Origin of the sequence: Brucella sp. 22210, from assembly GCF_052045675.1 — a bacterium.
Classification (GTDB): domain Bacteria; phylum Pseudomonadota; class Alphaproteobacteria; order Rhizobiales; family Rhizobiaceae; genus Brucella.
In genome coordinates this window covers 23,726-48,765 of the sequence record NZ_JBQEPD010000012.1, presented here as the reverse complement: position 1 = coordinate 48,765, position 25,040 = coordinate 23,726, and the positions used below count along the sequence as shown (strand labels likewise).

Sequence of the window (25,040 nt, the reverse complement as noted above, 5' to 3'; positions counted from 1 at the left end):
TCGCACTTTTGCTGGAAATGCTCTTAATCAGGCGGCGGGCAAGGTCACAACGACCGTAAGCCCGCCGCCTTTCGTTTCCTGAAGCTGCACATCGCCCTCTGCCGCATCGGCAACTTCCCGCACGATGGCTAGGCCGAGACCGCTTCCTTCGGCAACCGTTCCGGGCACACGATAGAAGCGCTCGAACACATGTTCGCGCTCCGCAACTGCAATGCCGGGGCCGTTATCTTCGACCATGATACGAACCTGACCATTCTGGCCATCGATACTCAAGGTCACCATGCCGCCTTGCGGTGTGTAGCTGAGGGCATTGTCCACCAGATTGACGATCATTTCGCGCAGCATCGTGCCATCGCCTGAGACCGTTGCATTCTCCGTTTTCAGATCGAAGCCAAGATCGATGTTGCGGTCGAAGGCCTTTCCGGCAAGGCTTTCCAACACCTGCTTTCCAGCTTCGGCCAGATCGACACGGTCGGCGCGCGGGCGTCTGCTGCCGGGCTCCGCACGCGATAGCGTCAGCAATTGCGCGGCGAGGCGCGAGAGTTGCATGGCCGTGCTTTTGAGGCTAGCGAGCACTTCGTTTCGATCATCTTCATTGGTCGTACGCACGGCAAAACTCGCCTGCGTCGTCAGCGTGGCAATCGGCGTGCGAAGCTGATGCGCGGCGTTCTGGATAAACCGGCGCTGCGCCGACATCTGCTTGCGTACTCGCTCCATATATTGGTTGAGCGCGGTGACCAGCGGTCGCAATTCCGTCTGCACGGTCTGAGGATCGAAGGCCTCCAGCTCCGATTTACGATTGCGCACTTCGTTGCGCAGCCGGATGAGCGGACGCAACACGAAACGCAGCCCCAGCAGGGATAAAGCGCCCGCTGCGATGATGAGCAGGGATTGTTGCCAGACCGAATGCAGCCAGAGATCGCGCTGCATGGCATCATAGGCGGCCATCCGAAGTTTCGACACGATAATAAACGCGGTCTCCGTAGCCTGTTGAAAACATTTCCAGAGCGACCGGAGGTATGACAGCATCAATGGCGTCGTGTGACGCAGCTGTCGCTTCGCCAATTGCGCGGGCAGAGGCTGTCAGCATCCGGTCGGAGACGATGCCTGCGATATTTTCCGAGGAGCGCCACGCCGTCCAGAGATTGAGGGCCGCCACAACGATCAGCGGCACGACAATCCACGAGACAAGCTGGGCGCGAAGACTTTGGGACAGTCTGGAGAAAAGGCGAGCCATATCAGCCTGCGTCACGCAGAAGATAGCCAAGGCCGCGTAATGTCACGATTTCCGCCTTGCTGCCTTCGAGTTTTTTGCGCAATCGGTGAATGTAGATTTCGATGGCGTTTTCGTCCGTCTCGCTGTCAAAATCATAGATGCCCTGAACCAGTGTCGCCTTGCTGACGGTGGTTCCAATCCGGCGCAGCAGCTGTTCCAGCACCGCGTGCTCTTTGGGAGCCAGCGGCAGCGCATCCTCCCCCACCGAAAACAGCCGGGTATTGGTGTCGAAGCGCAGCAAGCCGCAAGTGACGACCGGCGCAGTGCGCTGGCTTGCCCGGCGCAGATGCGCACGAATACGCGCTTCCAGCTCGCTTAGTTCGAAGGGCTTTGCAAGATAATCGTCTGCTCCGGCGTCCAGCCCGCGAATACGGCCATCGAGGCTCGCATTGGCGGTGAGTATAATGACCGGCACTTCATTGCCGCGATTGCGTATCTGCTCCAGCACGTCCAGCCCGGTCTTGTCCGGCAGGCCGAGATCAAGAATGACGAGATTATACTCCGTGAAAGCCAAAGCCTGTTCAGCGTCGGCGGCATCGTGAACCGTATCGACGTTGTAATTCGACTGTTGCAGGCTTTTGGCAAGCCAGCTCGCGAGGGTCAGATTGTCTTCGACAAGCAATATACGCATAAGTGGCGATGATAGAGCACAACCGAAGTAGTGTGAAACGGTTTTGAGAGAAGATACGCGTAAAAACAAAATGTTAGAGCGCTAACTTGATTCAACCAAGCTGAACCTAAACCGATAAGGCGGCCTTCACATTGCGGTGGTCGGACGTTATAAGCGTTTCGGTTTACCGGATGTGAGGATAAGACCTTGAAAATCGGCGTTGTTACCGTTTCTGACCGTGCAAGTCGCGGCGAATATGAGGATCTGAGCGGTCCAGCCATCGAAGCATGGCTGAAGAGCGCAATCGTCACGCCATATGAAACGGTGAAGCGCGTCATTCCCGACGGGATGGCGTCGGTACGTGATACGCTGATTGCGCTTTGCGACGACGAGGCTTGTGATCTGATCCTGACCACCGGCGGCACAGGCCCGAGCCCACGCGATGAGACAACGGAAGCGATGCACGCTGTGCTGCACAAGGAATTGCCGGGTTTTGGCGAGTTGATGCGTCGCGTCAGTCTGGATCAGACGCCGACGGCAATTCTTTCGCGTCAGACGGCAGGCAGTCGCGGCAAGAGTTTCATTTTGAACCTGCCGGGCAAGCCAGCATCCATCGCAATGACCTTGCAGGCGGTCTTTCCCGCTATCCCGTATTGTTTGGATTTGATCGGTGCAGGCCGCATCGAAACCGACCCTGCAATCGTTAAGGCGCATCGTCCGGGCTAAGAAAAACCGCGCAGCGATTCCCGATTTGGACGGAATTCTACATTGCCTTTCGTCTGTTGTCATCACGACGAATTGCGCAACCCTGCTTTGCACTTTTATATGATTTCAACGCTTGCTTTTCCCTGAAACCGCGCCGAATAATAGCGAAAAAAGGGGTACTAAGTGAAGCCATTTGACGAAATGCTCAACCATGGCGGGAATGTCCGCCCACCTTACGAATTTCTCAAACAGTGGCTCGACGGCCAGGATTCTGGCAAGCTTTTGCAGAAGTCTCATGATGCCGAAAGCGTCTTTCGCAAGACCGGCATTACCTTTGCGGTCTATGGCGATCAGGAAGCCGCCGAGCGGCTTATTCCCTTCGATATTATCCCGCGGATTATTTCCGGTCAGGAATGGCGACGCCTGTCGCAGGGCATCGAACAGCGCGTCATGGCGCTCAATGCCTTTCTTGACGATATTTATCACCGGCAGGAAATTATCAGGGCAGGGCGCATCCCTAAGGAACTGATCACCAAGAACGAGGCATTTTTGCCTGAAATGATCGGTTTTCGTCCGCCCGGTAATGTCTATACGCATATTATCGGCGTCGATATCGTGCGCACGGCGGAAAACCAGTTCTATGTGCTGGAGGACAATGCCCGGACGCCGTCCGGCGTTTCCTATATGCTGGAAAATCGCGAAACGATGATGCAGCTTTTCCCGGAGCTGTTCCAGAACGTCAAGGTGCGTCCGGTCGAGAACTATCCGCAACTTCTGCGCCAGTCGCTGGCCAGTGTTGCGCCTCCCGGCACACAGGGCGTGCCGACCGTCGCGGTGCTGACGCCCGGCATTTATAATTCCGCCTATTTCGAACATGCGTTTCTGGCCGACCAGATGGGTGTCGAGCTGGTGGAAGGAAGCGATCTGCGGGTAGTCGACGGGCGCGTGGCGATGCGCACCACGCAGGGCTATCGTGCCATCGACGTGCTTTACCGCCGTGTGGACGACGCTTATCTCGACCCACTGACGTTCCGTCCGGATTCGACGCTCGGTGTTGCCGGCATCATGGATGTCTATCGCGCGGGCAATATCACCATTGCCAATGCGCCGGGCACCGGTATTGCGGATGACAAGGCGATCTACTCCTACATGCCGGAAATCGTCGAGTTCTATACGGGACGCAAGGCGATCCTCGAAAACGTGCCGACATGGCGCTGTTCGGAACCGGACAGTCTGGCCTATGTGCTCGACAATCTTGCCGACCTCGTCGTCAAGGAAGTGCATGGTTCTGGTGGTTACGGCATGCTGGTCGGGCCAGCTTCCACCAAGGCGGAACGGGAAGCCTTTTCGAAGAAGCTCAAGGCCCGCCCGCGCAACTATATCGCACAGCCGACGCTGGCGCTTTCCACGACCCCGATCTTTACGGAAAAGGGTCTGGCGCCACGCCATGTCGATCTGCGTCCCTTCGTGCTGGTTTCCGATCGTATCCGCATCACGCCCGGCGGCTTGACCCGTGTGGCGTTGAAGGAGGGATCACTCGTTGTGAACTCCAGCCAGGGTGGCGGCACCAAGGATACCTGGGTTCTGGACGACTAGACGTTACGTGAATACGATTTTGTGTGCGTGGAACCCGGCATCAAGACCGGAGCGCGAAGACGGAGCCGAAAAGGCTCAACAAGGGGAATGATTTCATGCTTTTAGGCCGCACGGCAAACGGGCTTTTCTGGATGTTCCGCTACATAGAACGGGCGGAAAACATGGCTCGCCTGGTGGATGCCGGATTGCGCATGGCGCTGACCAAGACGTCCGATGCGCCGGAGGAATGGTCTTCCGTGGTGGTATCGGCGGGCGCGAGTCAGGCCTTTTCCGCCAAATATGATGCATACAATGCTGCAAATGTTACTGATTTCCTGCTGCGGGATACCAGCAATCCGTCAAGCGTGATGTCGTGTTTTGAGACAGCGCGTTCCAATGGGCGCATGGTACGTACCGCGCTGACGCGTGAAGCATGGGAAAGTGTCAACGAAGCATGGATGCTTTTGAAAAAGTCGCTGAGCAAGCCTTTGAAGGAAAGCGACCTACCGCCGCTTCTCGACCAGATCAAACGCGAAACTGCACTGATCCGTGGTGCTTTTCACGGCACCATGCTGCGCAACGAGATTTTCGACTTTGCGGGTTTGGGCACTTTCATAGAGCGCGCGGACAATACGGCGCGCATTCTCGACGTGAAATATTATGTGCTTTTGCCAGCCATATCCTATGTCGGTACGACACTTGATAATTATCAGTGGGAATCGATCCTGCGCTCGGTTTCGGCGCATCGCTCCTATCGCTGGGTTTATGAGGGCGATTATCGTCCTGCCCATGTGGCTGACTATCTGATCCTGAACGGGCGCATGCCGCGTTCGCTGAATTATTGCTATCGCAGTATCAACGAGCATCTGGATTTTTTGTCCAAGGACTACGGCAACAATGCCACCTGTCATGAAACAGGGGAGAAGATTTTTTCGACACTGCAAAATCAGGACATAAGTGCCATCTTCGATGTGGGACTGCATGAATTCCTGACGGACTTCATCAAGTGCAACAACCGGCTCGGCAACGAGATCGCTGAAACCTATAATTTCTATTGAGGTCCTCGCTTGCATCTTAAAATCCGGCACGTTTCGCATTATGCTTATGAACATCCGGTGCCCTATGCGGTGCAGCGTTTGCGTTTGCGGCCGCCGACCGTGCCGGGACAGGTCGTGAAGCACTGGGAAGTGAAGATCGAAGGCGGCGAGCCGGAGGTCTCTTATATTGACGGTTTTGGCAACAAGACCGATCTGGTGCAGCACCATCGCAATATCAGCGAGATTATCATCACCGCCAGCGGCAGTGTCGAGGTGGAAGACCGCGTCGGCGTGCTCGGCCCGGTCTATGGCTACGCGCCATTGTGGCTGTTTGAGCGTGAAACAGAACTGACCCTGCCGGGTGAGGGCATTCGCGCGCTGGCAGGCGAACTTTCAACCGGGATGGAACGGCTTGCGCTGTTGCACGATCTGATGAACCGCGTCCATGCGAACGTGGCCTATGTGCCCGGCACGACCAGCGTTTTCACTGATGCGGAAACGGCGCTGGGTGCAGGCAAGGGTGTCTGTCAGGACCACAGCCACATCTTCCTGTCGGTCGCGCGGCTTCTCGGTATTCCCGCGCGTTATGTCTCCGGCTATCTTATGATGGAGGGTGTAGAAGACCAGACCGCCAGTCATGCCTGGGCGGAAGCGCATATCGATGGGCTCGGCTGGGTCGGTTTCGATGCGGCCAACAATATCTGCCCGAATGACCGTTATGTGCGTCTGGCGACGGGGCTCGACTATCGCGATGCGGCCCCAATTTCGGGGGTTAGGCTCGGTGGAACGGCTGAAAGCCTTGCGGTTCACATCAATGTAGGGCAGTGATCGGACAAGAACGATGATATTGCCTGCCGGATACTGCTGATGACCTACTGCGTTGGAATGAAAACTGATCGTGGCCTTGTGTTCATGTCCGACACCCGGACGAATGCGGGGCTCGATAATATTTCGACTTTTTCCAAGATGCGGAGCTGGTCGAAGCCCGGCGACCGCGTCATTGTCCTGCTTTCGGCTGGCAATCTCGCCACGACCCAATCCGTCGCCAGCCTTCTGGAAGAGCGGATGAAGGCGCCTGCCGACAGACACCCGTCGGTATTCGATGCTCCGTCCATGTTTCAGGTTGCGCGGCTGATCGGTGATACGGTCAAGGAAGTGATCCAGAATTCCGCGACCGGTGGCCAGAAGGCGGCCGATGCATTCGGCGCGTCTTTCATTCTGGGTGGGCAGATCAAGGGCGGCCAGCCGCGCCTGTTCTATATCTATCCGGAAGGCAACTTCATCGAAAGCTCGGTCGATACGCCGTTTTTCCAGATTGGCGAGAACAAATATGGCAAGCCCATTCTGGTGCGTGCCTATCAGCAGGATATGAGCTTCGAGGAAGCGGTGAAGTTGCTGCTGGTCTCGTTCGATTCCACGCTGAAGGCCAATCTCTCCGTCGGGCTTCCGCTGGACATGCAGATTTACGAAACCGACAGCCTCAAGACGGGCATGCAGCGGCGCTTTGAGGCAACGGATCCTTATTACCAGACGGTATCGGAAAGCTGGTCCGAAGCACTGAAGTCAGCGCTTGTGCAATTGCCGCCATTCAGTTTCGACGATCAGAAATAAGAAATCGCAGTGATTTAAAAGAGAAGACCGGGCATCGCAGGATGCCCGGTCTTTTTGATTAGTCCTTCGTCACCGTCTGAACGTAGTTGGCGTCGGCGACCATGTTAAAACCATGCACATTCGCGCCGGTCACAGCTGTTTCGATCTGCTGATAAAGGATTGCGAAAGGGCTGGTCTCCTGAAACTTCTTCTGAAGATCATGATACATGGCCTCACGCTTTGCCGTGTCGCGCTCTTCGGCAGCAGCCATGGTTTCCGCCGTCAGTTCAGGGATCTCCCAATGCGCCTGCCAGGCGTTGGTGCGCATGGAGACGTCTTCACCATTGTTCGGATTGTTGGTGAAGGTCACGGCATTGGTATGTGGATCCCAATAATCCGGACCCCAGATGCCGAGTGCGAGCTGATGCTTGCGTGCACGCACCTTGGTCGTTGTCAGCTTGCCGTCGCCTTGCAGAATTTCCACGTCGATGCCAGCCTTGCTCATGGTCTGCTGGATGTTCTCGGCAATGCCGACACCGGGCTGCGTGTTGCGGACATCGAGTGTCACCTTGAAGCCGTCTTTCAAGCCGGCTTTGGCCAGTAGTTCCTTGGCCTTGTCGACGTCATAGGTGAAAGGCTTATCATCCACCGCGCCGAACATGCCAGTTGGCAGGAAAGATTGATGCGTGCGGCCAATGCCCTTGATGAGCTGGGATTCGATGGTGTTGTAATCGATGAGATATTTGATTGCCTGGCGCACTTCCGGCTTGGCCAGTTCCGGCACGTTCTGGTTCGCAACCAGATAATAAACACGGCCCTTTGGCGCTGCGAGAACGTGATACTTGTCGTCCTTGCTGAGCGTTTCCAGATCGCCGGGTTCAAGGTTGCGTGCAATATCGATATCGCCTGCCTGCAAGAGCAGACGCTGCGAGCTGCCTTCCTTCACGTGACGATAGATCACCCGCTTCATAGCTGGCTTGGCGTCGGCATAATTCTCGTTGCGTTCGAGGAGCAGCACTTCATTGGCGCGCCACTGCTTCAAAGCGAATGGGCCAGACCCGGCATAGCCGGTCTTCAGCCATTCATAACCAAAATCGGTATCGTAAGGATAAGCGTCGGTCTTTTCGGCCTTCTGCTCGTGCTCTTTGACCAGCTTGCTGTCCACGATGGACGCAACGCTGGAGGTCAGGCAGTTCAAAACGAAGCTCGGCGCAAACGCTTTTCCAGTCGTGAAGACCAGTGTTTCGTCATCGGGAGCAACGATATTCTGATCGGCATTGTCGCGTGTCAGGCCGAACTGGCTGAGAATGAATGCCGGGCTTTTGTCGAGCTTGATCGCGCGTTGTAGCGAATAGGCTGCGTCTTGCGCCGTCAACGGATTGCCGGAGGCGAATTTCAGGCCTTTGCGAATCTTGAACGTGATCGAGCGGCCATCGTCCGAGAACGTCCAGCTTTCGGCGATCTGCGGGATGATCTTGGTCGGATCCTTGGTGTCCGTCGTCACCAGACGCTCATAGGTACTGGTGAGCACTTCCGACGTGGTGATTTCGAAAATCTCCGCGGGATCGAGCGAAATGACGTCATCGATACCCATGGCGATGACCAGCGTATCGGCTGGCGTAGCGGCTTGTACCGCTTTCGGCGCTGCCGACAGCAACAGGCCGAAGGCCAGCGCTGCGGGAATTGTGCTGCGTAAAAGACGCTGCGCAAAGCCAGACTGGAGGCTCGTTCTGGAGGCGGTATCGCCATGGCGACGGTGATTGAAGGACAGGATTCCGGTGGTCATGCAACTTCCCCTTCGGTCACGGCCATCATTTGGGCCGGACCATGCATAGAAAATGCGCCTCATAGTCTGAGAAGCCGGATATCCGCGACTCGCTCTGGCGCCGCGCTATTAGATTCCTATTTAGGGAAGGTTCACAATATAGACTGCGCTGATCAGGTAATATTGTGCCCGCAAAAAAGAAAAGGCCGGAGAAAATCTCCGGCCCCATCTCAGTTTTTTAAATTCTGGATCAGCCGAATACCTTGAAGCGATCGCCATCATCCATGAAGGCTTTTTCGCCGAAAGGCTGTTCGTTGGAACCAAACGGCATCTGGGCGCGGAGCTTCCACGACGACGGAATATCCCAGGTCTTGGCAACTTCTGCGTCGATCAGCGGGTTGTAGTGCTGCAGGCTCGCGCCGATACCGGCGTCGGAGAGGGCAGTCCAGACCGAATGCTGAGCCATGCCGCCCGACTGTTCCGACCAGACCGGGAAGTTATCGGCATAAAGCGCGAACTGTTCCTGGAGGCCCTTCACCACGTTCTGATCTTCGAAGAAGAGAACCGTGCCAGCACCGGCTGCAAAGCTGTTAAGCTTGGCTTCCGACTGTGCAAATGCGTCGGCAGGAACGATCTTGCGCAGCTCTTCCTTGGCAATGTTCCACAGCTTGTCGCTTTCAGCGCCAAACAGGATGACTGCACGCGAGCTCTGCGAGTTGAACGACGAAGGCGTGTGCTTGACGGCTTCACGGATCAGTTCTGCAACCTGTTCCTTGGCGAGCGGGAGGTTCTTGCCAAGAGCATACTGGGTGCGACGCTTCTTGATGGATGCGAGATGACTATTGTTCATTCGTTCTAATCCTGATGTTGCAGTAGATTGTGAACTTCCTGACATATCTTTCGATGCAGAATGTCCAGAAGTTACATTCATGACGTGCCCCAAGATATTGGGGTAAAACCGTTCAACGCCAGCCCGTTTTTCAGCGACACACTGTCAACAAATAGGGATTGTGAAGCCGCCATTGTTTCCATATTGGCCAGAGAAAGCGGGTGGTAGCCTGAGCGTTGAAGGGAAATTCCCTGCGAAAGCGGGGTTTACTTCTTGGGTACGATGTTGGAATCTTATTAAATTAGTGTGATTTTGGGAAGGACGATGGAAGCCGTTCAAAGGGCGAAACCATCGCGAACAGGGATAGGTCACGATAGTTTGAAGTCTTTTGTCATTATCGGCGGTGGCGCGAGCGGCGTCATTCTTGCGGCGCAATTGCTGGAACGCTCCAGCGACACGACGGTTCGCATTTTCGAACGCTCGGGCCAGATTGGCAGGGGAATCGCCTATTCCACGGAGAACCCGAGTCATCTTCTCAATGTTCGCGCCAACAACATGAGCGCCTTTCCCGGCAATCTCGATCATTTCCTGAGCTGGCTGCAGGCCCGGCAAACGGCAGCAAGCGCGCCCATCGCCAATGAGTGGCAGCCGCAGTCTTTCGCACCACGCAGGCTTTATCGTGATTATCTGAACGAGCTTGTGGAAGGATATCGCTCTGGCGAGACAGCGAGACTGGTTGTCGACCCACGCGAGATTGTCGATGTCGTTCTCGAAGGCGGCAGGCCTGCTGTTGTCGCGGAGTCAGGCGAGGTTGTGTCGGCAGAGGCGATCATTGTCGCGACCGGCAATGAAACGGCAATCGCCGTTTCCGGCGCGAATGTCGCTGAATACTGGTCCAGCAAAGGCTATTTCGACATTCCAGCGGACGCGCCGGTGGCGATCTTCGGGACCGGACTGTCCATGGTCGACAGTGTGTTGTCGTTGCTCGATCGCGGGCATCGGGGGCAGATACATGCAATATCGCGGCGCGGACTGGTGCCCGCCCGTCACGCACCTGCGGAGCCTTTCGAAGTCGACACAGATTCATTGTTTGTCACTTCCGGTATTGTCGGTCTGCTGCGTCGCGTTCGTGCACTTATGCAGGAAGCCGAAAGCTCGGGTTCGAACTGGCGCGCCGTCATGGATGCACTGCGGCCCCACACTCAGCAGATATGGACGCGGCTGCCGCTTGCGCAACGCGAAAGCTTCCTCCGCCATTTGCGTCCCTGGTGGGACACGCATCGGCATCGCATGGCGCCCGCTGTCGCTGATCGCATTGATGCGGCGCGTGCTTCCGGACAGCTGGAGATTGCGGCTGGGCGGCTGCTTTCAGTGCAGGAAAACGAAACAGACATGACAATCCGCTATCGCGAGCGTCATAGCGGTTTGTTTCATAAGGTGAAAATTGCGACAATCATTGACTGCCGCGGCGGTAATCCCCGGTTCTCAACGACCCGCAACCCGGCATTGCTTGGTTTGATGGAGCATGGGCTGGCCAAGCCGGATGCGCTTGATCTCGGTCTCGATGTGACCAAGGATTTCCAGTTGATCAATGCGCGCGGCGAGCCATCAGGCTCATTCTTTGCGATTGGTCCCGTCACAAAGGGCGTCTTTTGGGAATCGACCGCCGTTCCGGATATCCGCGTTCAGGTCGCCAAGTTGGTCGACGCTCTGCTTGAAGGCTGAACCTGAAAAGAATCTCCCGGGTAAGAATGCCTGCTCATGTCATTCGCCTGCAAGAATTTCGCGGCAAGCTGCCCTTCAAGGTAAGGTTGCAAGGGCGAACCTGTGGCGAATGAAAGAGATTCGCATCGGTTTCTGCGGTAAAAAAGTCAGAAAATTGCGATAAGTCCCTGATTTGTCCCATATAAACAATCGAATGCTATTGCCAATATATTGTCAGGCCGGTCATAATAACGACATTGGAATATATGATTCCTCACAACATCTGACCGGAGCATTTCAGTTGCTGCTTGCCTGAGCTGCGCATGCGCTGGATCAGTTGACCCTATATTTCCTGCAAAGTGCCTGACGGTTTTGCGCCCGGAAATTAAGATAAAATGGAGCGCATCCCGGAAAGTGTGAACAGTTTTCGGACGAGATGTGTGTGATTATAAAACGTAAGAGCGGATGGGAGGCCTTGGGCGCATGACGATGGACGGCAGAATGCTTTTCCTGCTTGTCCTTCTTCCTTTTATTGGCAGCGTCATCACGGGTCTCTTCAGGGGTGCCGACCGAAGCGGTTCCGCTTGGTTCACGGCAGCCATCGCTCTCGTCGCCTTCATTCTCACGGCCAGCCTTTATCCGATTGTCTCGGACGGAAAGGTTCTGCGCGGCACAGTTGAATGGCTGCCGGCCTATGGTCTCAATGTAACGCTGCGCATGGATGGTTTTGCTTGGCTGTTCGCCATGCTGATCACCGGCATTGGCCTTCTGGTCGTGATCTACGCGCGCTATTACATGTCGCCGGACGATCCGGTGCCGCGTTTCTTCTCTTTCCTATTGTCGTTTATGGGCTCGATGCTCGGCGTCGTTCTGTCCGGCAATATCATTCTGCTTGCTGTCTTCTGGGAGCTGACGAGTATCTTCTCGTTCCTGCTCATCGGCTACTGGTATCACAATGCCAGTGCGCGCGATGGCGCGCGTATGGCGCTGACAGTCACAGGCATTGGCGGCTTCTGCTTGCTGGCAGGTATGCTGCTGCTCGGCCATATCGTCGGCAGCTATGATCTCGATGTGGTTCTGGCAGCAGGCAATGAGGTTCGCACCCATCCGCTTTATACGGTTGCGCTCGTTTTGATCCTGCTCGCTGCTTTTACCAAAAGCGCGCAGTTTCCGTTCCATTTCTGGCTGCCGAATGCGATGGCGGCGCCGACACCTGTTTCGGCCTATCTCCATTCGGCGACGATGGTGAAAGCCGGTGTGTTTCTGCTCGCCCGCCTCTGGCCGGTGCTGGCAGGAACCGAGGAATGGTTCTGGATTTTGGGTTCGGCTGGCCTGATCACGCTGTTGCTGGCAAGCTTTTTTGCTGTGTTTCAGCAGGATCTTAAAGGGCTGCTCGCCTATTCAACGATCAGCAATCTGGGCCTTATCACCGCGCTTTTGAGCCTTGGAAGCCCGCTTGCGGCAGTGGCCGCGATCTTCCACATGGTCAACCATGCCATCTTCAAGGCGTCGCTTTTCATGGCGGCGGGCATTATCGATCATGAAACGGGCACGCGCGATATGCGCCGCCTGAGCGGCTTGTTCCGATTAATGCCCTATACGGCGACACTTGCCATGGTGGCCAGCGCGGCCATGGCGGGCGTCCCGCTGCTGAACGGCTTCATTTCCAAGGAAATGTTCTTTGCCGAAGCGGTCGAAACGCATCTTGCATCGTGGCTGGACTCGATCACGCCTTATGTGGCGACGCTTGCCAGCATTTTCACGGTGGCCTATTCGATCCGCTTCATCTACTCGACCTTTTTCGGTCCGCCTCCGCATGATCTGCCGCGCGAGCCGCACGAACCTCCGCACTGGATGCGTCGTCCTATCGAGCTTCTCGTGCTTCTCTGCCTTTTGATCGGTATTGTTCCCGGCCTGTCCATTGGTCCGTTCCTGCATTCGGCGGTTCGCTCGGTGCTGGGCGATGCGACGCCGGAATATAGCCTCTCGGTCTGGCATGGTTTCAATCTGCCGCTGATGATGAGTATTGCAGCGATGATTGGCGGCGTGTTGCTGCACTGGTGCCTGAAGAATTATCTGGCCACCAGTGAGGATGGACCGCCGATATTCCGCCATCTGCAAGGGCAGCGTATTTTCGAGCGCGTTCTGGTGACACTATCGTGGAACTGGGCACGTAAGGCAGAAAATTTCCTGAGTACGCGTCGTTTGCAGCCGCAGTTGCGCATCATCGTTGCCATAGCTGTTGTGGTCGCGGGCTGGCCGCTGATCGAGGGCAGTTTGCGCTCCGGTACTTTGGGCGCGCAGCCGGTCGATCCGATTTTCGCGGGCCTCTGGGCGCTTGGTTGCGCCTGTGCTATCGGTGCGGCCTATCAGGCCAAATATCACCGTCTGGCTGCTCTGATCCTGCTCGGCGGGGCAGGGCTTATCACCTGCATCACCTTCGTCTGGTTGTCGGCGCCTGATCTTGCGGTGACCCAGCTTCTGGTGGAAATCGTCACCACGGTTCTGTTGTTGCTCGGCTTGCGCTGGCTGCCGAAGCGTTGGGAAGATCCGGATCCGATTCCGGTGAAGATTGGCCCGCGCATCCGCCGTTATCGCGATCTTTTGCTGGCGGTTGCCAGTGGCGTCGGCGTTTCGGTCATTGCCTATGCGATGATGACGCGCCCGTCACCCAATAGCATTGGCGATTATTTCCTGCAGAACGCCTATTCGGGCGGCGGCGGCAAAAATGTCGTCAATGTCATTCTGGTTGATTTCCGTGCCTTCGATACGTTCGGTGAAATTGCCGTTCTCGGGATTGTCGGCCTGACAGTCTTCGCACTGCTGCGTCGTTTCCGTCCCGCACCGGATTCCACCGGCTCGACTGCACAGCAGAAGATTCAGGACGCCTACGATGAAGCCATGCCAGATCGCAAGGCGGGTGAAACGCTGAACGATTATCTGGCTGTGCCATCAGTCATCATGCAATGGCTGTTCCCGGTCATCATCGTTCTGGCCGTGCATCTGTTCCTGCGCGGGCACGATCTGCCGGGCGGCGGTTTTGCGGCCGGTGTTGCGCTGGCGATTGCCTTCATCCTGCAATATCTGGCTGCCGGCACGCGTTGGGTGGAAGACAGGCTGCGCATTCTGCCGCTGCGTTGGATCGGCATCGGCTTGTTGAGCGCTGCGGCAACCGGCTCCGGCGCGTGGCTGTTCGGCTATCCGTTCCTGACCACGTTCTTCCAATATGCGGAGATACCGTATGTTGGGAAAATGCCGTTGGCGAGCGCCTTGCTGTTCGATTTCGGTGTTTTCACGCTCGTCGTGGGTGCAACCGTTATCGTCCTGATTGCATTGGCGCACCAATCGATCCGTAAACATCGCGTCGAGAAACTCGCCGCAGCGACTGCGAAGGAGGAGAACTGATGGAGCTGGTTCTTGCTCTCGCAATCGGTGTGCTGATGGCGTCCGGCGTCTGGCTGGTGCTGCGCCCGCGCACGTTCCAGGTGGCGATCGGCCTGTCGCTGATCTCCTATGCGGTTAATCTGTTCATCTTCTCGATGGGACGGCTGCGTTCCAATGCGCCGCCGGTTCTGGACTCGGGTCTGGACGTGCAGGCCGCTCAATATACCGATCCAGTGCCACAGGCGCTTGTGCTGACGGCAATCGTTATCGGCTTCGCCATGACGGCGCTCTTCCTTGTCGTGCTGCTCGCTTCGCGCGGTCTGACACGCACCGACCATGTCGACGGCAAGGAGAACTGATGATGGATTGGAAATCACACCTCATTGTTGCTCCGATCCTTCTGCCGCTGGTAACGGCAGCGGTTCTGCTGTTGATCGACGAGCGCAGCCGCAAGCTGAAGATGGCGATTAATTCGCTCTCGACACTTGGCCTGATCGGCATTGCCTGCACGCTCGTGGCTATGGCCAGCGAAAAAGCACCGGAAGCAATTGTTTATCTCATCGGCAACTGGCCCGCGCCGTTTGGCATCGTGCTGGTGCTCGACAGGCTGGCGGCAATGATGCTGCTTCTGGCGAGCCTGCTCGGTATGGCCGCACTCAGCTTTGCGCTGGCGCATTGGCACAAGGCAAGCCCGCATTTCCATACGATCTTCCAGCTCTTGCTGATGGGCTTGAACGGCGCTTTCCTGACGGGCGACCTGTTCAACCTGTTCGTTTTCTTCGAGGTCATGCTCGCTGCCTCCTATGGTCTGGCGCTTTATGGCTCCGGCCCTGCACGCGTTAAGGCGGGTCTCCATTACATCGCGGTCAATCTGGTGGCGTCGTCGTTGTTCCTGATCGGCGTGAGCCTGATCTATGGTGTCACCGGCACGCTGAATATGGCTGACCTCGCGCAGCGGATCACGCAGGTTGCGCCTGAAGACCGTATGCTGCTTGAAGCTGGTGCAGCGGTTCTCGGTGTCGCATTCCTGATCAAAGCGGGCATGTGGCCGCTCAATTTCTGGCTTGCGCCGACCTATACGGCGGCCGCAGCGCCCGTTGCCGCGATCTTCGCGATCATGAGCAAGGTTGGCATTTACGTGCTGTTGCGCCTGTCGCCGCTGATGTTTGGCATTGGCGCTGGCTCGTCCTACGGTTTCGGCAATGACTGGCTCTATTTCGGCGGCATGATCACGCTCGCCTTCGGCCTGATCGGCGTGGTTGCATCGCAGGCCATGGGCAGGCTTGCGAGCTACAGCATTCTCGTTTCCTCGGGTACGCTCTTGGCTGCCATCGGTAGCGGCAACACCGCCATGGCTGGAGCAGCATTGTTCTATATGGTCAGTTCCACGCTGACGATCGCTGCATTCTTCCTTCTGATCGAGCTTGTGGAGCGCGGACAGGATGCCGCCGCCAACGTTCTCGCGGTGACGATGGAAGCCTATGGCGATGACGAAGAGGAAGAAGAAGAGGAAGAGGTGGGCGCGGTCCTGCCTGCCACTCTTGCCATCCTCGGTACGTTCTTTGCGATATGCGCCATTTTGCTGATCGGCCTGCCACCATTCTCGGGCTTCATCGCCAAGTTCCTGATCCTGGCCGCGGTGTTCAACGGTGACGGACCAACGCCGCAACTGGCCATGCCGGTCAGTCCGGCAAGCTGGGCGCTGATTGCGCTGATCCTGCTGTCCGGCCTTTCGGCGCTGATCGCCATGACGCGTACGGGCATTCGCACGTTCTGGGCGTCGCTCGAAGGCAACGTGCCGCGCGTTCTGGTGCGCGAAGTGGTGCCGATTGCCGGGCTGCTGGCGCTTTGTCTTGCGCTGACAATCGCGGCCGGTCCCGCCATGCGCTACATGGACGAAACGGCACGTTCGCTGCATCATCCGTCCGATTATATCGATAGTGTTCTCAAGGCGCCCAAAGTCGACCATGACACGACCAAGACGACGGGCACGCAAGCGGCGGAGGTAGAATGAGAAAAATCCTGCCATATCCGCTGTTGTTTGTGTCGCTGCTTCTGTTCTGGCTGCTGCTGAACGGCTTTACCCCCGCGCAGCTCATTCTTGGCGTGGTCATCGCGTTGTTCGCCTGTCAGATCATGACGGCGCTCCAACCACAGAAAAATCATATTCGCTCGATCCCGGCGATGCTCCGGCTTTTCGTCACGTTCAGCCTTGATATTCTGAGTTCGAACATCACCGTCGCGCGCATCATCCTTTCTGGAAGAAAGCGCCGTCCCGGTTTTGTGGTTATCCCGCTGGAGCTGGAAAACCGCACCGCGCTGGCAGTGCTCGCCTGTGTGGTGACAGCGACACCCGGCACGGCCTGGGTGGATCACCACAGCGCGCGCCGCGAACTGACCATTCACGTACTCGACCTTGAAGAAGCGCAGGTCTGGCGCGATCTAATCAAGCAAAAATATGAAAAGCCGCTGATTACGATTTTCGGGGCAGGAGACGTCGTCGAGAAGGAGAAATCCGTATGAGTGCCGTTGTCATCTTCTGGTCTCTGCTCGCCGCGCAATTGATGCTGATCGCCGCCATGGGTTGCGCTGTTTATCGCCTGCTCGTTGGCCCACGGGCTCAAGACCGCGTGCTCGCCACCGACGCCCTTTATCTCAACGCGCTGCTGCTGCTGATCACCTTCGGCATTCGCACCGGCAGCGACATCTATTTCGAGGCTGCGCTGATCATTGCGTTGCTTGGTTTCGTCGCCACCGTCGCACTTGCGAAATTCCTGATGCGCGGGGAGGTGATCGAATGATCCATGCAGCCGAAATCCCGCTTTGGGCCGCCATCCTCATTTCGTTTTTTCTCGTCGCCGGTGCTTTCCTGACGCTCGTCGGATGCATTGGCCTGGTGCGTTTCAAGACCTTTTACGAACGCATTCACGCACCGACCATCGGCTCTTCTTTTGGGGCTGGCGGAATCTTGATCGCTTCGATCATATTTTTCTCCATCTTGCAATCGAAGCCGATTCTGCATGAAGTATTGATTACCGTCTTTGTGGTCATCACAACGCCGGTGACGCTCATGCTGCTCAGCCGCGCTGTGATCCATCGCGACACGACGCAGGACAGCAAGGAGCTGCCTTCATCTTCCGACCCCGATTGAGGCCGGCAGACATCATGCTTGAGGGTGCGGAAGGGGCGTTTTAGGCTTTTCCGCAGTGCAGAACGGGGAAAATCAGCGGCTTCTTCCAGGAAGGGCCGCCATCGTTTTTCGGACGAACGGACTGAGCTTTTTCGGGTTCGCTTAAAGACTCATATCCTCTTGTTCGGTCACGATATTCGCTCTTTCCCGAATCTGAAGCGTATTGCCTGCGGCCTGTTTGGTCCGGAAGGAGCGGCCGATGGCATTTGGAGGAGTGCTGTGGGCTGCGGCCAATTGTCCAGATGCGACGCATCAATGGTCAGGCGGATTGAAGGTTTTCATCATTTAGATTATCTGGATTTCAGTAATTTCTGAAAGTTCAGAAAATACGGGAGAGAGAATTTTGGAATTGTCGCCAATCGTTCAGTCGTTCGTGCTCCACTTTGGAGAGATGGGCAGCCGTTGGGGCATCAACCGCACGGTAGGGCAGATTTACGCGCTGCTTTATCTGTCGCCTCAACCCATGTGCGCTGACGAGATCGTCGACGCGCTTGGTGTGTCACGCTCGAATGTCTCCATGGGCATACGCGAACTGCAGGGCTGGAACCTCGTGCTCTTGAAGCACATTCCCGGCGACCGTCGCGATTTCTTCACGACGCCGGATGATGTCTGGCAAATTCTGCGCACACTCGCTGAAGAGCGCAAGAAGCGCGAGATTGACCCAACCCTGTCCGTTTTGCGCGAAGTGCTGATGGAAGCACCGCAGGACGACGGTGATCGTTATGCGCAGGAGCGCATGAAAGATATGTACAGCCTGATCGAGCGGCTGACCAACTGGTACGACGACGTCAAGAAGCTCGATACGGACCGTCTGACAAGCCTGCTGGCGCTTGGCGCCAAGGTAACCCGTTTCCTCGAAACCACCGACAGGATCGTGGCTTTGGGACGTGGGCGAACATCGGCCAAGAAGGAGCCTAAGCGAGATTGACATCTGATGTCCCCCAAACGGAGCAACTGGCGGAAAAGCTGACGCCAGACGACGGAGAGGCGACAGGCGGCAAGCGCCGCTCAAGTCCTTCCAAACGTCGTTCTGAGCGCTGGCCAGTTCCGGCCATGCTTCGGCGGGGGGCAAATCTTCAGGCACTGGCAGCGCTTCTGTGGCTGCCGCAGGCTGGGCTGATCGCCTACGCCATCGGATGTCTCGCCGATACGGGTTTCGACAACAGAATTTACTATGCAGCGCTGGGCATATTCGTGCTGGGTTGTCTGCGCAGCCTGATCGACAGTGCTGGCGCAGCCAAGGCATTCGATGCCGCCCGCGCCGAACTGACAGCTTTGCGTGAACGGGCTGTCACCGCGCTTTCCGACCATTCTCCACTCGACACAGCGCGGCCATCGTCAGGCGAGGCTGCAAGCATTCTCGCCGAACAGGCCGAGATGGTCGTGCCCTATCTGTCGCGTTTTGTGCCGGTGCGCATTCGGGTCATGCTGGTGCCGTTGGCGATCCTGCTGGCCGTCTTCTGGTTTTCATGGGCAGCGGCACTGGTTTTGCTCGTTGCCGCGCCTTTGATCCCGATTTTCATGGCGCTGATTGGCTGGCGTGCGAAAGCCGCGAGTGAGAAGCAGCTTGTAGCGCTTGGCGGGATGAATGGTTTTCTGCTGGACCGGCTGCGCGGCTTGACCACGATCCGCAGCTTTCATGCCATCGATGCCACCGCCACGCGGCTGCGTGCAAATGCCGAGACCCTGCGCACGAAGACAATGAAAGTCCTGCGGATTGCATTCCTGTCTTCTGCCGTGCTGGAGCTTTTTGCAGCGCTTGGTGTAGCCATGGTGGCCGTCTATATCGGCTTCCATTTGCTTGGCACATTGCAGTTCGGTGCTTGGGGACACCAGCTGACGCTCGGCGAAGGCCTGTTTATCCTGCTTCTGTCGCCCGCTTTCTTTGAGCCGCTGCGAGACCTTTCTGCCGTCTGGCATGACCGTGCATCGGGCGAAGCCGCCATTGATGCGCTGGAAAAGCTCAGCCACCATTCCATGCCGGTTGTCGGCAACAGCAGCGTCACGGCGGGCGAACCGGAAGAAACGGCCCCCTCCGTTCAACTGCGCGATGTCGGCTTTCAATATCCGGCAGGGCCTGCGGTTTTGACAGATTTCAATCTGGCAATCGAAGCGGGGGAGCATGTCGCGCTGCTTGCGCCAAGCGGTTATGGCAAGTCCACCATTCTGGCGTTGATCGCCGGACTGGCAGCGCCGCAAACAGGCGCAATACGGATCGGCGGCACGAGCTTGACGCCCGAGAATGCGACGGTCTTGCGCCAACGTGTGAGCTGGGTCGGGCAAAGGCCGCATATTTTTGCAGGCTCGGCACGGCACAATATCACGCTCGGGCGTGAAGCCGCTGCCAGATCAACTGCCGCGATCATCGACGATATGGCGCTCGCGCATGTTGCTGGCATCACCGGCAATGGTGTTATCGGGGAAAACGGGGCCGGGCTTTCGGGCGGTGAAGCCTTGCGGCTCGCGCTGGCTCGCATCGCGGTCGATCCCCAGGCCGATATTATTCTTGCCGACGAGCCGACGGCCCATCTCGACAGTGAGACAGCCAGCCATATTGCCGACAGTCTGTTGCGGCTGGCCAAGGGCAAGACCCTGATTGTCGCCACCCATGATGAGGGGCTGGCGCGCAGGATGGATCGCATCATACGCTTGGACTCTTGTCAGGATACTGATCCGCTTTGGCAGAGGAGGGCAGCCGAATGAACGGTCTGCAAGCACTCCGCCCAATCCTGCGACTGTTTTTCAGAACCAAGGGTGCTGCTCTCTATGCAGGCATTGCAGCCGCGACGATCACTGTTTTGGCTGGTATCGCGCTGCTTGGCCTCTCTGGCTGGTTCATCACGGCAACGGCCATTGCAGGCTTGAGTGTAGCTACAGCTATTGTGTTCGATGTCTTTGCACCGGCAGCCGGTATCCGGTTTCTGGCAATCGTGCGGACGGGTGCACGTTATCTCGAACGTCTTGTCACCCATGACGCAACGCTCGCCATTCTGGCGGCATTGCGCGAAAAGCTGTTTCGAAGCTGGGCTAGACCCGCTGCAGCCAATGCACTTTTAAAGCGACCGGCACGGCTTCTATTCCGTCTGACTGCGGATATCGATGCACTGGATTCGCTCTATCTGCGTGTCGTTGTGCCGATAGGTGCTGCACTTGCAACCGCATTGGTGGCAGGTCTTGCGCTGGCACTGATGCATCCGTTATTCGGGCTTGCCGTTGCACTGGTGCTTTTGATCGTCGGCTTGAGCCTGCCTCTATTGGCTGCGCGGCGTTCGGAAATGCCGATGCGCAGGCGCGCCAAGGGCACGGAAGCACTGCGTGCCCGCACGGTCGATCTGGTTGCGGGCCAGACGGAATTGCTCATGGCCGGGCGGATGCAGGCGCAAAACGATGCGCTCGTCCGGGCAGATCGTTATGTCGCTGCGGCTGACCGTACGCTCAATCGCGTTGAGATCCGGACCGGCGCTGGCCTCGGTGTGGCACATGCCGGACTTCTGGCTGGCGGCCTGATCGGCGCTGGCTGGCTTGTTCAGTACGGGACAATCGGCGCGCCGGTCGCCGCACTGGCTATGCTTGTTATTCTCGGCGCAATGGAACCATTCGCGGCGCTGCGGCGTGGTGCGATGGAACTGGGGCGCACCATTCTGGCTGCCCGGCGCGTTGGGCCGCAATTGCGTGAGGGAGCGTCGATTACAGGTCTGCCCACGCCACCGGATGGCATTGCTGTGGAGCTTCGTAATCTATCTGTCCGCCACGAAGACGCCGCCGTCGATGCCTTGAAAGCCATCAACCTCACAGTCGAAGCGGGCGAACGTGTTGCCATTGTTGGAACCAGCGGTGCGGGCAAGTCGACCCTGTTCAACCTGCTCGCAGGTGAAATCCCGGCGATGGATGGCAGTGTGGAAGTGCTGGCCAGCAGTTTGCTGACCCAGCGCACCGAACTTTTTCAGGACAGTCTTCGCGACAATCTGCGACTGGCCAAGCCGGATGCAGACGACACAACGCTGATGCAGGCTTTGCACACAGCCGGTCTCGGAGAGTTCGTCGAAACCTTGCCAGCAGGCCTCGACACCATGCTGGGCGAGGGTGGTTTTGGATTGTCCGGCGGGCAGGCGCGACGTCTCGCATTGGCGCGACTGTTTTTAAGCGAAACGCCCTTGTGGCTTCTCGACGAACCGACCGAAGGGCTGGATGCGGCGACCGCTGAAGACGTGTTGACGCGACTGCGGACGCAGGCGGGCGGGCACACTCTGTTGGTTGCAACACATATCCAGCGCGAAGCGCGGATTTGCGACCGCATCATTGTTTTAAATCAAGGCGCTCTAGTTGAGTCTGTGCGCATGAGTGACCAGCGCTTCGGTGAAATCCTCGAATCCATGAGGTGACCGGGCGGGCAGGGTCCAGATATCGGGGCTTTGCCAACAATCGAGAATGGAAACGACGGACGGCTTTTCATCCGGCCTTCGTTTCAAACGGGCAATGTCATGACGGAGTCCGTTACGCGAAGGTGCGTCGCGTCTGCCAATTTATGCGGCGTGCAACATTATATCGTTTTGGTCGCATTCTGCGATGCCGGTGAAATCTCCCGGTCGCGAATGCTCTAGGAGGGCCGGGAATTTCCGGCTGAAAAAGATGGAACTCGATATTGTCTCCCTGTCGCGATTGCAGTTTGCAATCACGGCACTTTATCACTTCCTCTTCGTACCTCTGACGTTGGGTCTTTCCGTGCTGCTGGCCATCATGGAAACCGTTTATGTGATGACGGGGCGACTCATCTGGCGACAGATGACGAAATTCTGGGGTACTCTGTTTGGCATCAACTTCGCGATCGGTGTCGCGACGGGTATTGTGATGGAATTCCAGTTCGGCATGAACTGGAGCTATTACAGCCATTATGTGGGCGATATTTTCGGTGCACCGCTCGCCATTGAGGGCCTGATGGCCTTCTTCCTTGAGGCGACCTTCGTTGGTCTGTTCTTCTTCGGTTGGGACCGTCTTTCCAAGGTCGGCCACCTGATCGCGACCTATGCGGTTGCGGCAGGTTCGAACTTTTCCGCTCTGTGGATTCTCATCGCCAATGGCTGGATGCAGAACCCTGTCGGATCGGCGTTTAACCCTGAAACCATGCGTATGGAAATTACCGATTTCTTCGCGGTTCTGATGAACCCGGTGGCGCAGGCCAAATTCGTGCATACGGTTTCGGCAGGTTACGCAACGGCCTCGATATTCGTTCTGGGCGTTTCCGCCTGGTATCTGCTGAAAGGCCGCTCGGTGGAACTCGCCAAGCGTTCGATGACGGTTGCCGCTTCCTTCGGTCTGGCCGCCTCGCTTTCGGTCGTCGTTCTTGGCGATGAAAGCGGCTATCTGGCCAATGAACACCAGAAGATGAAGATCGCCGCTATCGAAGCAATGTGGGAAACGGAGCCTGCACCTGCCTCGTTCACGGTTTTTGGCTTTCCGAACCAGGAAGCACGCGAAACCCATTTCGCTGTGCATATTCCGTGGGTTATGGGTCTGATCGGCACGCGTTCGCTAACCACGCCGATCCAGGGCATCAATGATCTGGTCGAAAATGCAGAGAACCATATCCGCAACGGTATCGTCGCTTATGATGCGTTGCAGAAAATCCGCGCGGCTGGCGACACCAGTGCCGTACCGCAGGATGTGAAGGACGTTTTCGCCGATAACAGCCAGTGGCTGGGCTATGCGCTCCTTCTAAAGCGCTATGTGGACGATCCGCGCACGGCTACCGACGAACAGATCGCCAAGGCTGCGAATGATACCGTTCCGGGTGTTCTTCCGCTGTTCTGGGCATTCCGCATCATGGTGGCTATCGGATTCTTCCTGATCCTGCTGACCGGTACGTTCTTTGTACTGTCGGCACGGCGCAAGCTCGATCAGCATCGCTTCCTGCTGAAAGTTGCGGTCTTTGCAATTCCGCTGCCATGGATTGCCGCCGAAATGGGCTGGATTGTTGCTGAATTCGGACGTCAGCCCTGGATTATCGAGGGTATTCTGCCGACAGCGATCGGTGTCTCCAATCTCGGTGCATCGACGGTTCTGCTCACCATCATTGGCTTTGTCGCGATCTACACGGTCCTGTTCATCATCGAAATGGGCCTGATGATACGCGCAATCAAAGCCGGACCGGAACCCGACAGCAAACCTGAAGCCATGCTTGCACCTGCCAGCATTGCGCCTGCGGAGTAAGGACCATGATACTCAGCGAATTGTTGGACTATGAAACCCTTCGCATCATCTGGTGGGTACTGCTCGGCGTGCTGCTGATCGGCTTTGCCGCGATGGACGGGTTTGATCTGGGCGTGGATATCCTGATGCCGCTCGTCGGCAAAACGGATGTGGAGCGCCGCGTCATCATCAACACGATCGGCCCGGTCTGGGAAGGCAATCAGGTCTGGCTGGTTCTGGGCGGCGGCGCGATTTTCGCCGCCTGGCCACCGCTTTATGCCGTGTCCTTCTCCGGCTTCTATCTGGCGATGTTCGTCATCCTCTTTGCCCTCATTCTGCGTCCGGTCGGTTTCAAATACCGCTCGAAGCGTGAGGGCAGGGCTTGGCGTCGCGGATGGGACATTGCCCTGTTCATCGGCGGTTTTGTACCCGCGCTGATTTTCGGCGTTGCCGTCGGTAACGTGCTGCAGGGCGTGCCCTTCCGTTTGGCTGATGATCTCCAGATCTTCTATGAAGGTACATTCTTCGGCCTGCTCAACCCGTTTGCTCTCATTTGCGGCGTGTTGTCGGTGACCATGCTTTCGATGCATGGCGCTTCCTGGCTGGTCCTGAAAACATCGGGAGAGATTCAGCAGAGAGCACGGCGTTATGGCAGCATCGCCGCACTTCTGACGCTCGTTCTTTATGCCCTGGCTGGCGTTGCCAGCTGGTTCTGGGTGTCCGGCTACCGGATTACGAGCGCCATCGTCACCGATGGACCGTCCAATCCGTTGCGCAAGACAGCGGAACTGGATCATAGCGCATGGTTCAGCAACTATGCGAACTATCCGATCCTGCTGATTGCTCCGGCGCTCGGCATTCTGGGCGCGATTGCGGTGTTTCTGACATTGCGTGGCGGTCGTGAAGTCGCTCCGCTTCTGCTCGGCAAGCTCACGATCTTCGGCATCATCTCGTCGGTCGGTGTGTCGATGTTCCCGTTCATTCTGCCGTCTTCGCTCGATCCTCGGGCAAGCCTGACTGTTTGGGACTCGTCTTCCAGTCATATGACGCTGTTCATCATGCTGGTCGTGACCCTGATCTTCCTGCCGATCATCGTTGCCTACACCTCCTGGGTCTACAGAGTGCTGTGGGGCAAGGTGGAAAAGGAAATGATCGAGGACGAGAGCAACCACGCTTATTGATTTGGCTG

20 protein-coding genes and 1 pseudogene are annotated in these 25,040 nt (G+C 57.1%); 17 read left to right on the top strand and 4 right to left on the bottom strand.

Annotation, left to right across the window (positions count from 1 at the left end):
• Window positions 1–27: 27 nt before the first annotated feature.
• Both ACTJKP_RS16050 and ACTJKP_RS16045 read right to left on the bottom strand, forming a co-directional pair.
• Window positions 28–1,237 (bottom strand): annotated as a pseudogene (locus ACTJKP_RS16050) (sensor histidine kinase).
• Between the two features lies 1 nt (window position 1,238).
• On the bottom strand, window positions 1,239–1,907 hold the full coding sequence (locus ACTJKP_RS16045) for a response regulator (protein WP_440631362.1): 669 nt from the start codon (window positions 1,905–1,907) through the stop codon (window positions 1,239–1,241).
• Between the two features lie 186 nt (window positions 1,908–2,093).
• On the opposite strand from ACTJKP_RS16045, the gene mog reads away from it, so the two are divergent.
• From mog to ACTJKP_RS16020, 5 genes are all read left to right on the top strand, one after another.
• Window positions 2,094–2,612 (top strand): molybdopterin adenylyltransferase, encoded by a 519-nt coding sequence (gene mog, locus ACTJKP_RS16040; RefSeq protein ID WP_440631361.1) that lies wholly within the window; start codon window positions 2,094–2,096, stop codon window positions 2,610–2,612.
• Window positions 2,613–2,774: 162 nt separating this feature from the next.
• The gene (locus ACTJKP_RS16035; protein ID WP_078337021.1) at window positions 2,775–4,187 is read left to right on the top strand and encodes a circularly permuted type 2 ATP-grasp protein; all 1,413 of its coding nucleotides are present in this window, start codon (window positions 2,775–2,777) and stop codon (window positions 4,185–4,187) included.
• Window positions 4,188–4,282: 95 nt separating this feature from the next.
• Window positions 4,283–5,224, top strand: coding sequence for an alpha-E domain-containing protein (locus ACTJKP_RS16030; protein WP_440631360.1), 942 nt, complete (start codon window positions 4,283–4,285; stop codon window positions 5,222–5,224).
• 9 nt (window positions 5,225–5,233) lie between these two features.
• Complete coding sequence (locus ACTJKP_RS16025) at window positions 5,234–6,031, top strand: transglutaminase family protein (RefSeq protein WP_440631359.1); 798 nt, start codon at window positions 5,234–5,236, stop codon at window positions 6,029–6,031.
• Window positions 6,032–6,070: 39 nt separating this feature from the next.
• Window positions 6,071–6,814 (top strand): proteasome-type protease, encoded by a 744-nt coding sequence (locus ACTJKP_RS16020; protein ID WP_078337019.1) that lies wholly within the window; start codon window positions 6,071–6,073, stop codon window positions 6,812–6,814.
• Window positions 6,815–6,872: 58 nt separating this feature from the next.
• On the opposite strand, the gene ACTJKP_RS16015 is transcribed toward ACTJKP_RS16020, so the two are convergent.
• Window positions 6,873–8,579, bottom strand: a complete 1,707-nt coding sequence (locus ACTJKP_RS16015) for an ABC transporter substrate-binding protein (RefSeq protein WP_440631358.1) — start codon at window positions 8,577–8,579, stop codon at window positions 6,873–6,875.
• Between the two features lie 229 nt (window positions 8,580–8,808).
• Complete coding sequence (locus tag ACTJKP_RS16010) at window positions 8,809–9,408, bottom strand: nitroreductase family protein (RefSeq protein WP_078337017.1); 600 nt, start codon at window positions 9,406–9,408, stop codon at window positions 8,809–8,811.
• Window positions 9,409–9,765: 357 nt separating this feature from the next.
• Here ACTJKP_RS16010 and ACTJKP_RS16005 point away from each other — a divergent pair, with 357 nt between their 5' ends.
• The 12 genes from ACTJKP_RS16005 (at window position 9,766) to cydB (ending at window position 25,032) form a co-directional block, all read left to right on the top strand.
• Window positions 9,766–11,112: an FAD/NAD(P)-binding protein gene (locus ACTJKP_RS16005; protein WP_440631357.1), complete on the top strand. Its 1,347-nt coding sequence runs from the start codon at window positions 9,766–9,768 to the stop codon at window positions 11,110–11,112.
• Window positions 11,113–11,574: 462 nt separating this feature from the next.
• Window positions 11,575–14,496 (top strand): monovalent cation/H+ antiporter subunit A, encoded by a 2,922-nt coding sequence (locus tag ACTJKP_RS16000; RefSeq protein ID WP_440631356.1) that lies wholly within the window; start codon window positions 11,575–11,577, stop codon window positions 14,494–14,496.
• Window positions 14,496–14,834, top strand: a complete 339-nt coding sequence (locus ACTJKP_RS15995) for a Na+/H+ antiporter subunit C (protein ID WP_078337014.1) — start codon at window positions 14,496–14,498, stop codon at window positions 14,832–14,834. Before ACTJKP_RS16000 ends, ACTJKP_RS15995 begins: the two co-directional genes overlap by 1 nt.
• Before the next feature lie 2 nt (window positions 14,835–14,836).
• A complete protein-coding gene (locus ACTJKP_RS15990; RefSeq protein WP_440631419.1) occupies window positions 14,837–16,489 on the top strand; it encodes a monovalent cation/H+ antiporter subunit D in 1,653 nt (550 codons plus the stop codon).
• On the top strand, window positions 16,486–16,998 hold the full coding sequence (locus tag ACTJKP_RS15985) for a Na+/H+ antiporter subunit E (protein ID WP_440631355.1): 513 nt from the start codon (window positions 16,486–16,488) through the stop codon (window positions 16,996–16,998). Before ACTJKP_RS15990 ends, ACTJKP_RS15985 begins: the two co-directional genes overlap by 4 nt.
• On the top strand, window positions 16,995–17,276 hold the full coding sequence (locus ACTJKP_RS15980) for a K+/H+ antiporter subunit F (protein ID WP_078337011.1): 282 nt from the start codon (window positions 16,995–16,997) through the stop codon (window positions 17,274–17,276). The genes ACTJKP_RS15985 and ACTJKP_RS15980 overlap by 4 nt, the downstream gene beginning before the upstream one ends.
• Window positions 17,273–17,626 carry a monovalent cation/H(+) antiporter subunit G gene (gene mnhG, locus ACTJKP_RS15975; RefSeq protein WP_078337010.1) on the top strand — a complete coding sequence of 118 codons (354 nt, stop codon included), beginning with the start codon at window positions 17,273–17,275 and terminating at the stop codon, window positions 17,624–17,626. Before ACTJKP_RS15980 ends, mnhG begins: the two co-directional genes overlap by 4 nt.
• Before the next feature lie 382 nt (window positions 17,627–18,008).
• Window positions 18,009–18,593, top strand: a complete 585-nt coding sequence (locus tag ACTJKP_RS15970) for a GbsR/MarR family transcriptional regulator (RefSeq protein WP_171058827.1) — start codon at window positions 18,009–18,011, stop codon at window positions 18,591–18,593.
• Window positions 18,590–20,368, top strand: a complete 1,779-nt coding sequence (gene cydD, locus ACTJKP_RS15965; RefSeq protein ID WP_440631354.1) for a thiol reductant ABC exporter subunit CydD — start codon at window positions 18,590–18,592, stop codon at window positions 20,366–20,368. Before ACTJKP_RS15970 ends, cydD begins: the two co-directional genes overlap by 4 nt.
• A complete protein-coding gene (gene cydC / locus ACTJKP_RS15960; protein ID WP_440631353.1) occupies window positions 20,365–22,047 on the top strand; it encodes a thiol reductant ABC exporter subunit CydC in 1,683 nt (560 codons plus the stop codon). The genes cydD and cydC overlap by 4 nt, the downstream gene beginning before the upstream one ends.
• 184 nt (window positions 22,048–22,231) lie before the next feature.
• Window positions 22,232–23,872, top strand: coding sequence for a cytochrome ubiquinol oxidase subunit I (locus tag ACTJKP_RS15955; RefSeq protein ID WP_440631352.1), 1,641 nt, complete (start codon window positions 22,232–22,234; stop codon window positions 23,870–23,872).
• A gap of 5 nt (window positions 23,873–23,877) precedes the next feature.
• The gene (gene cydB / locus ACTJKP_RS15950) at window positions 23,878–25,032 is read left to right on the top strand and encodes a cytochrome d ubiquinol oxidase subunit II (protein WP_440631351.1); all 1,155 of its coding nucleotides are present in this window, start codon (window positions 23,878–23,880) and stop codon (window positions 25,030–25,032) included.
• The last annotated feature ends 8 nt before the right edge of the window (window positions 25,033–25,040 follow it).

Excerpts from the sequence above, each read along its gene's own strand:
- ACTJKP_RS16045 (WP_440631362.1), bottom strand. The coding sequence starts at position 1,907 with ATGCGTATATTGCTTGTCGAAGACAATCTGACCCTCGCGAGCTGGCTT.
- ACTJKP_RS16030 (WP_440631360.1), top strand. The coding sequence starts at position 4,283 with ATGCTTTTAGGCCGCACGGCAAACGGGCTTTTCTGGATGTTCCGCTAC.
- ACTJKP_RS16020 (WP_078337019.1), top strand. The coding sequence starts at position 6,071 with ATGACCTACTGCGTTGGAATGAAAACTGATCGTGGCCTTGTGTTCATG.
- ACTJKP_RS16015 (WP_440631358.1), bottom strand. The coding sequence starts at position 8,579 with ATGACCACCGGAATCCTGTCCTTCAATCACCGTCGCCATGGCGATACC.
- ACTJKP_RS16010 (WP_078337017.1), bottom strand. The coding sequence starts at position 9,408 with ATGAACAATAGTCATCTCGCATCCATCAAGAAGCGTCGCACCCAGTAT.
- ACTJKP_RS16000 (WP_440631356.1), top strand. The coding sequence starts at position 11,575 with ATGACGATGGACGGCAGAATGCTTTTCCTGCTTGTCCTTCTTCCTTTT.
- ACTJKP_RS15995 (WP_078337014.1), top strand. The coding sequence starts at position 14,496 with ATGGAGCTGGTTCTTGCTCTCGCAATCGGTGTGCTGATGGCGTCCGGC.
- ACTJKP_RS15990 (WP_440631419.1), top strand. The coding sequence starts at position 14,837 with ATGGATTGGAAATCACACCTCATTGTTGCTCCGATCCTTCTGCCGCTG.
- ACTJKP_RS15985 (WP_440631355.1), top strand. The coding sequence starts at position 16,486 with ATGAGAAAAATCCTGCCATATCCGCTGTTGTTTGTGTCGCTGCTTCTG.
- ACTJKP_RS15980 (WP_078337011.1), top strand. The coding sequence starts at position 16,995 with ATGAGTGCCGTTGTCATCTTCTGGTCTCTGCTCGCCGCGCAATTGATG.
- mnhG (WP_078337010.1), top strand. The coding sequence starts at position 17,273 with ATGATCCATGCAGCCGAAATCCCGCTTTGGGCCGCCATCCTCATTTCG.
- cydC (WP_440631353.1), top strand. The coding sequence starts at position 20,365 with ATGAACGGTCTGCAAGCACTCCGCCCAATCCTGCGACTGTTTTTCAGA.
- ACTJKP_RS15955 (WP_440631352.1), top strand. The coding sequence starts at position 22,232 with ATGCCGGTGAAATCTCCCGGTCGCGAATGCTCTAGGAGGGCCGGGAAT.
- cydB (WP_440631351.1), top strand. The coding sequence starts at position 23,878 with ATGATACTCAGCGAATTGTTGGACTATGAAACCCTTCGCATCATCTGG.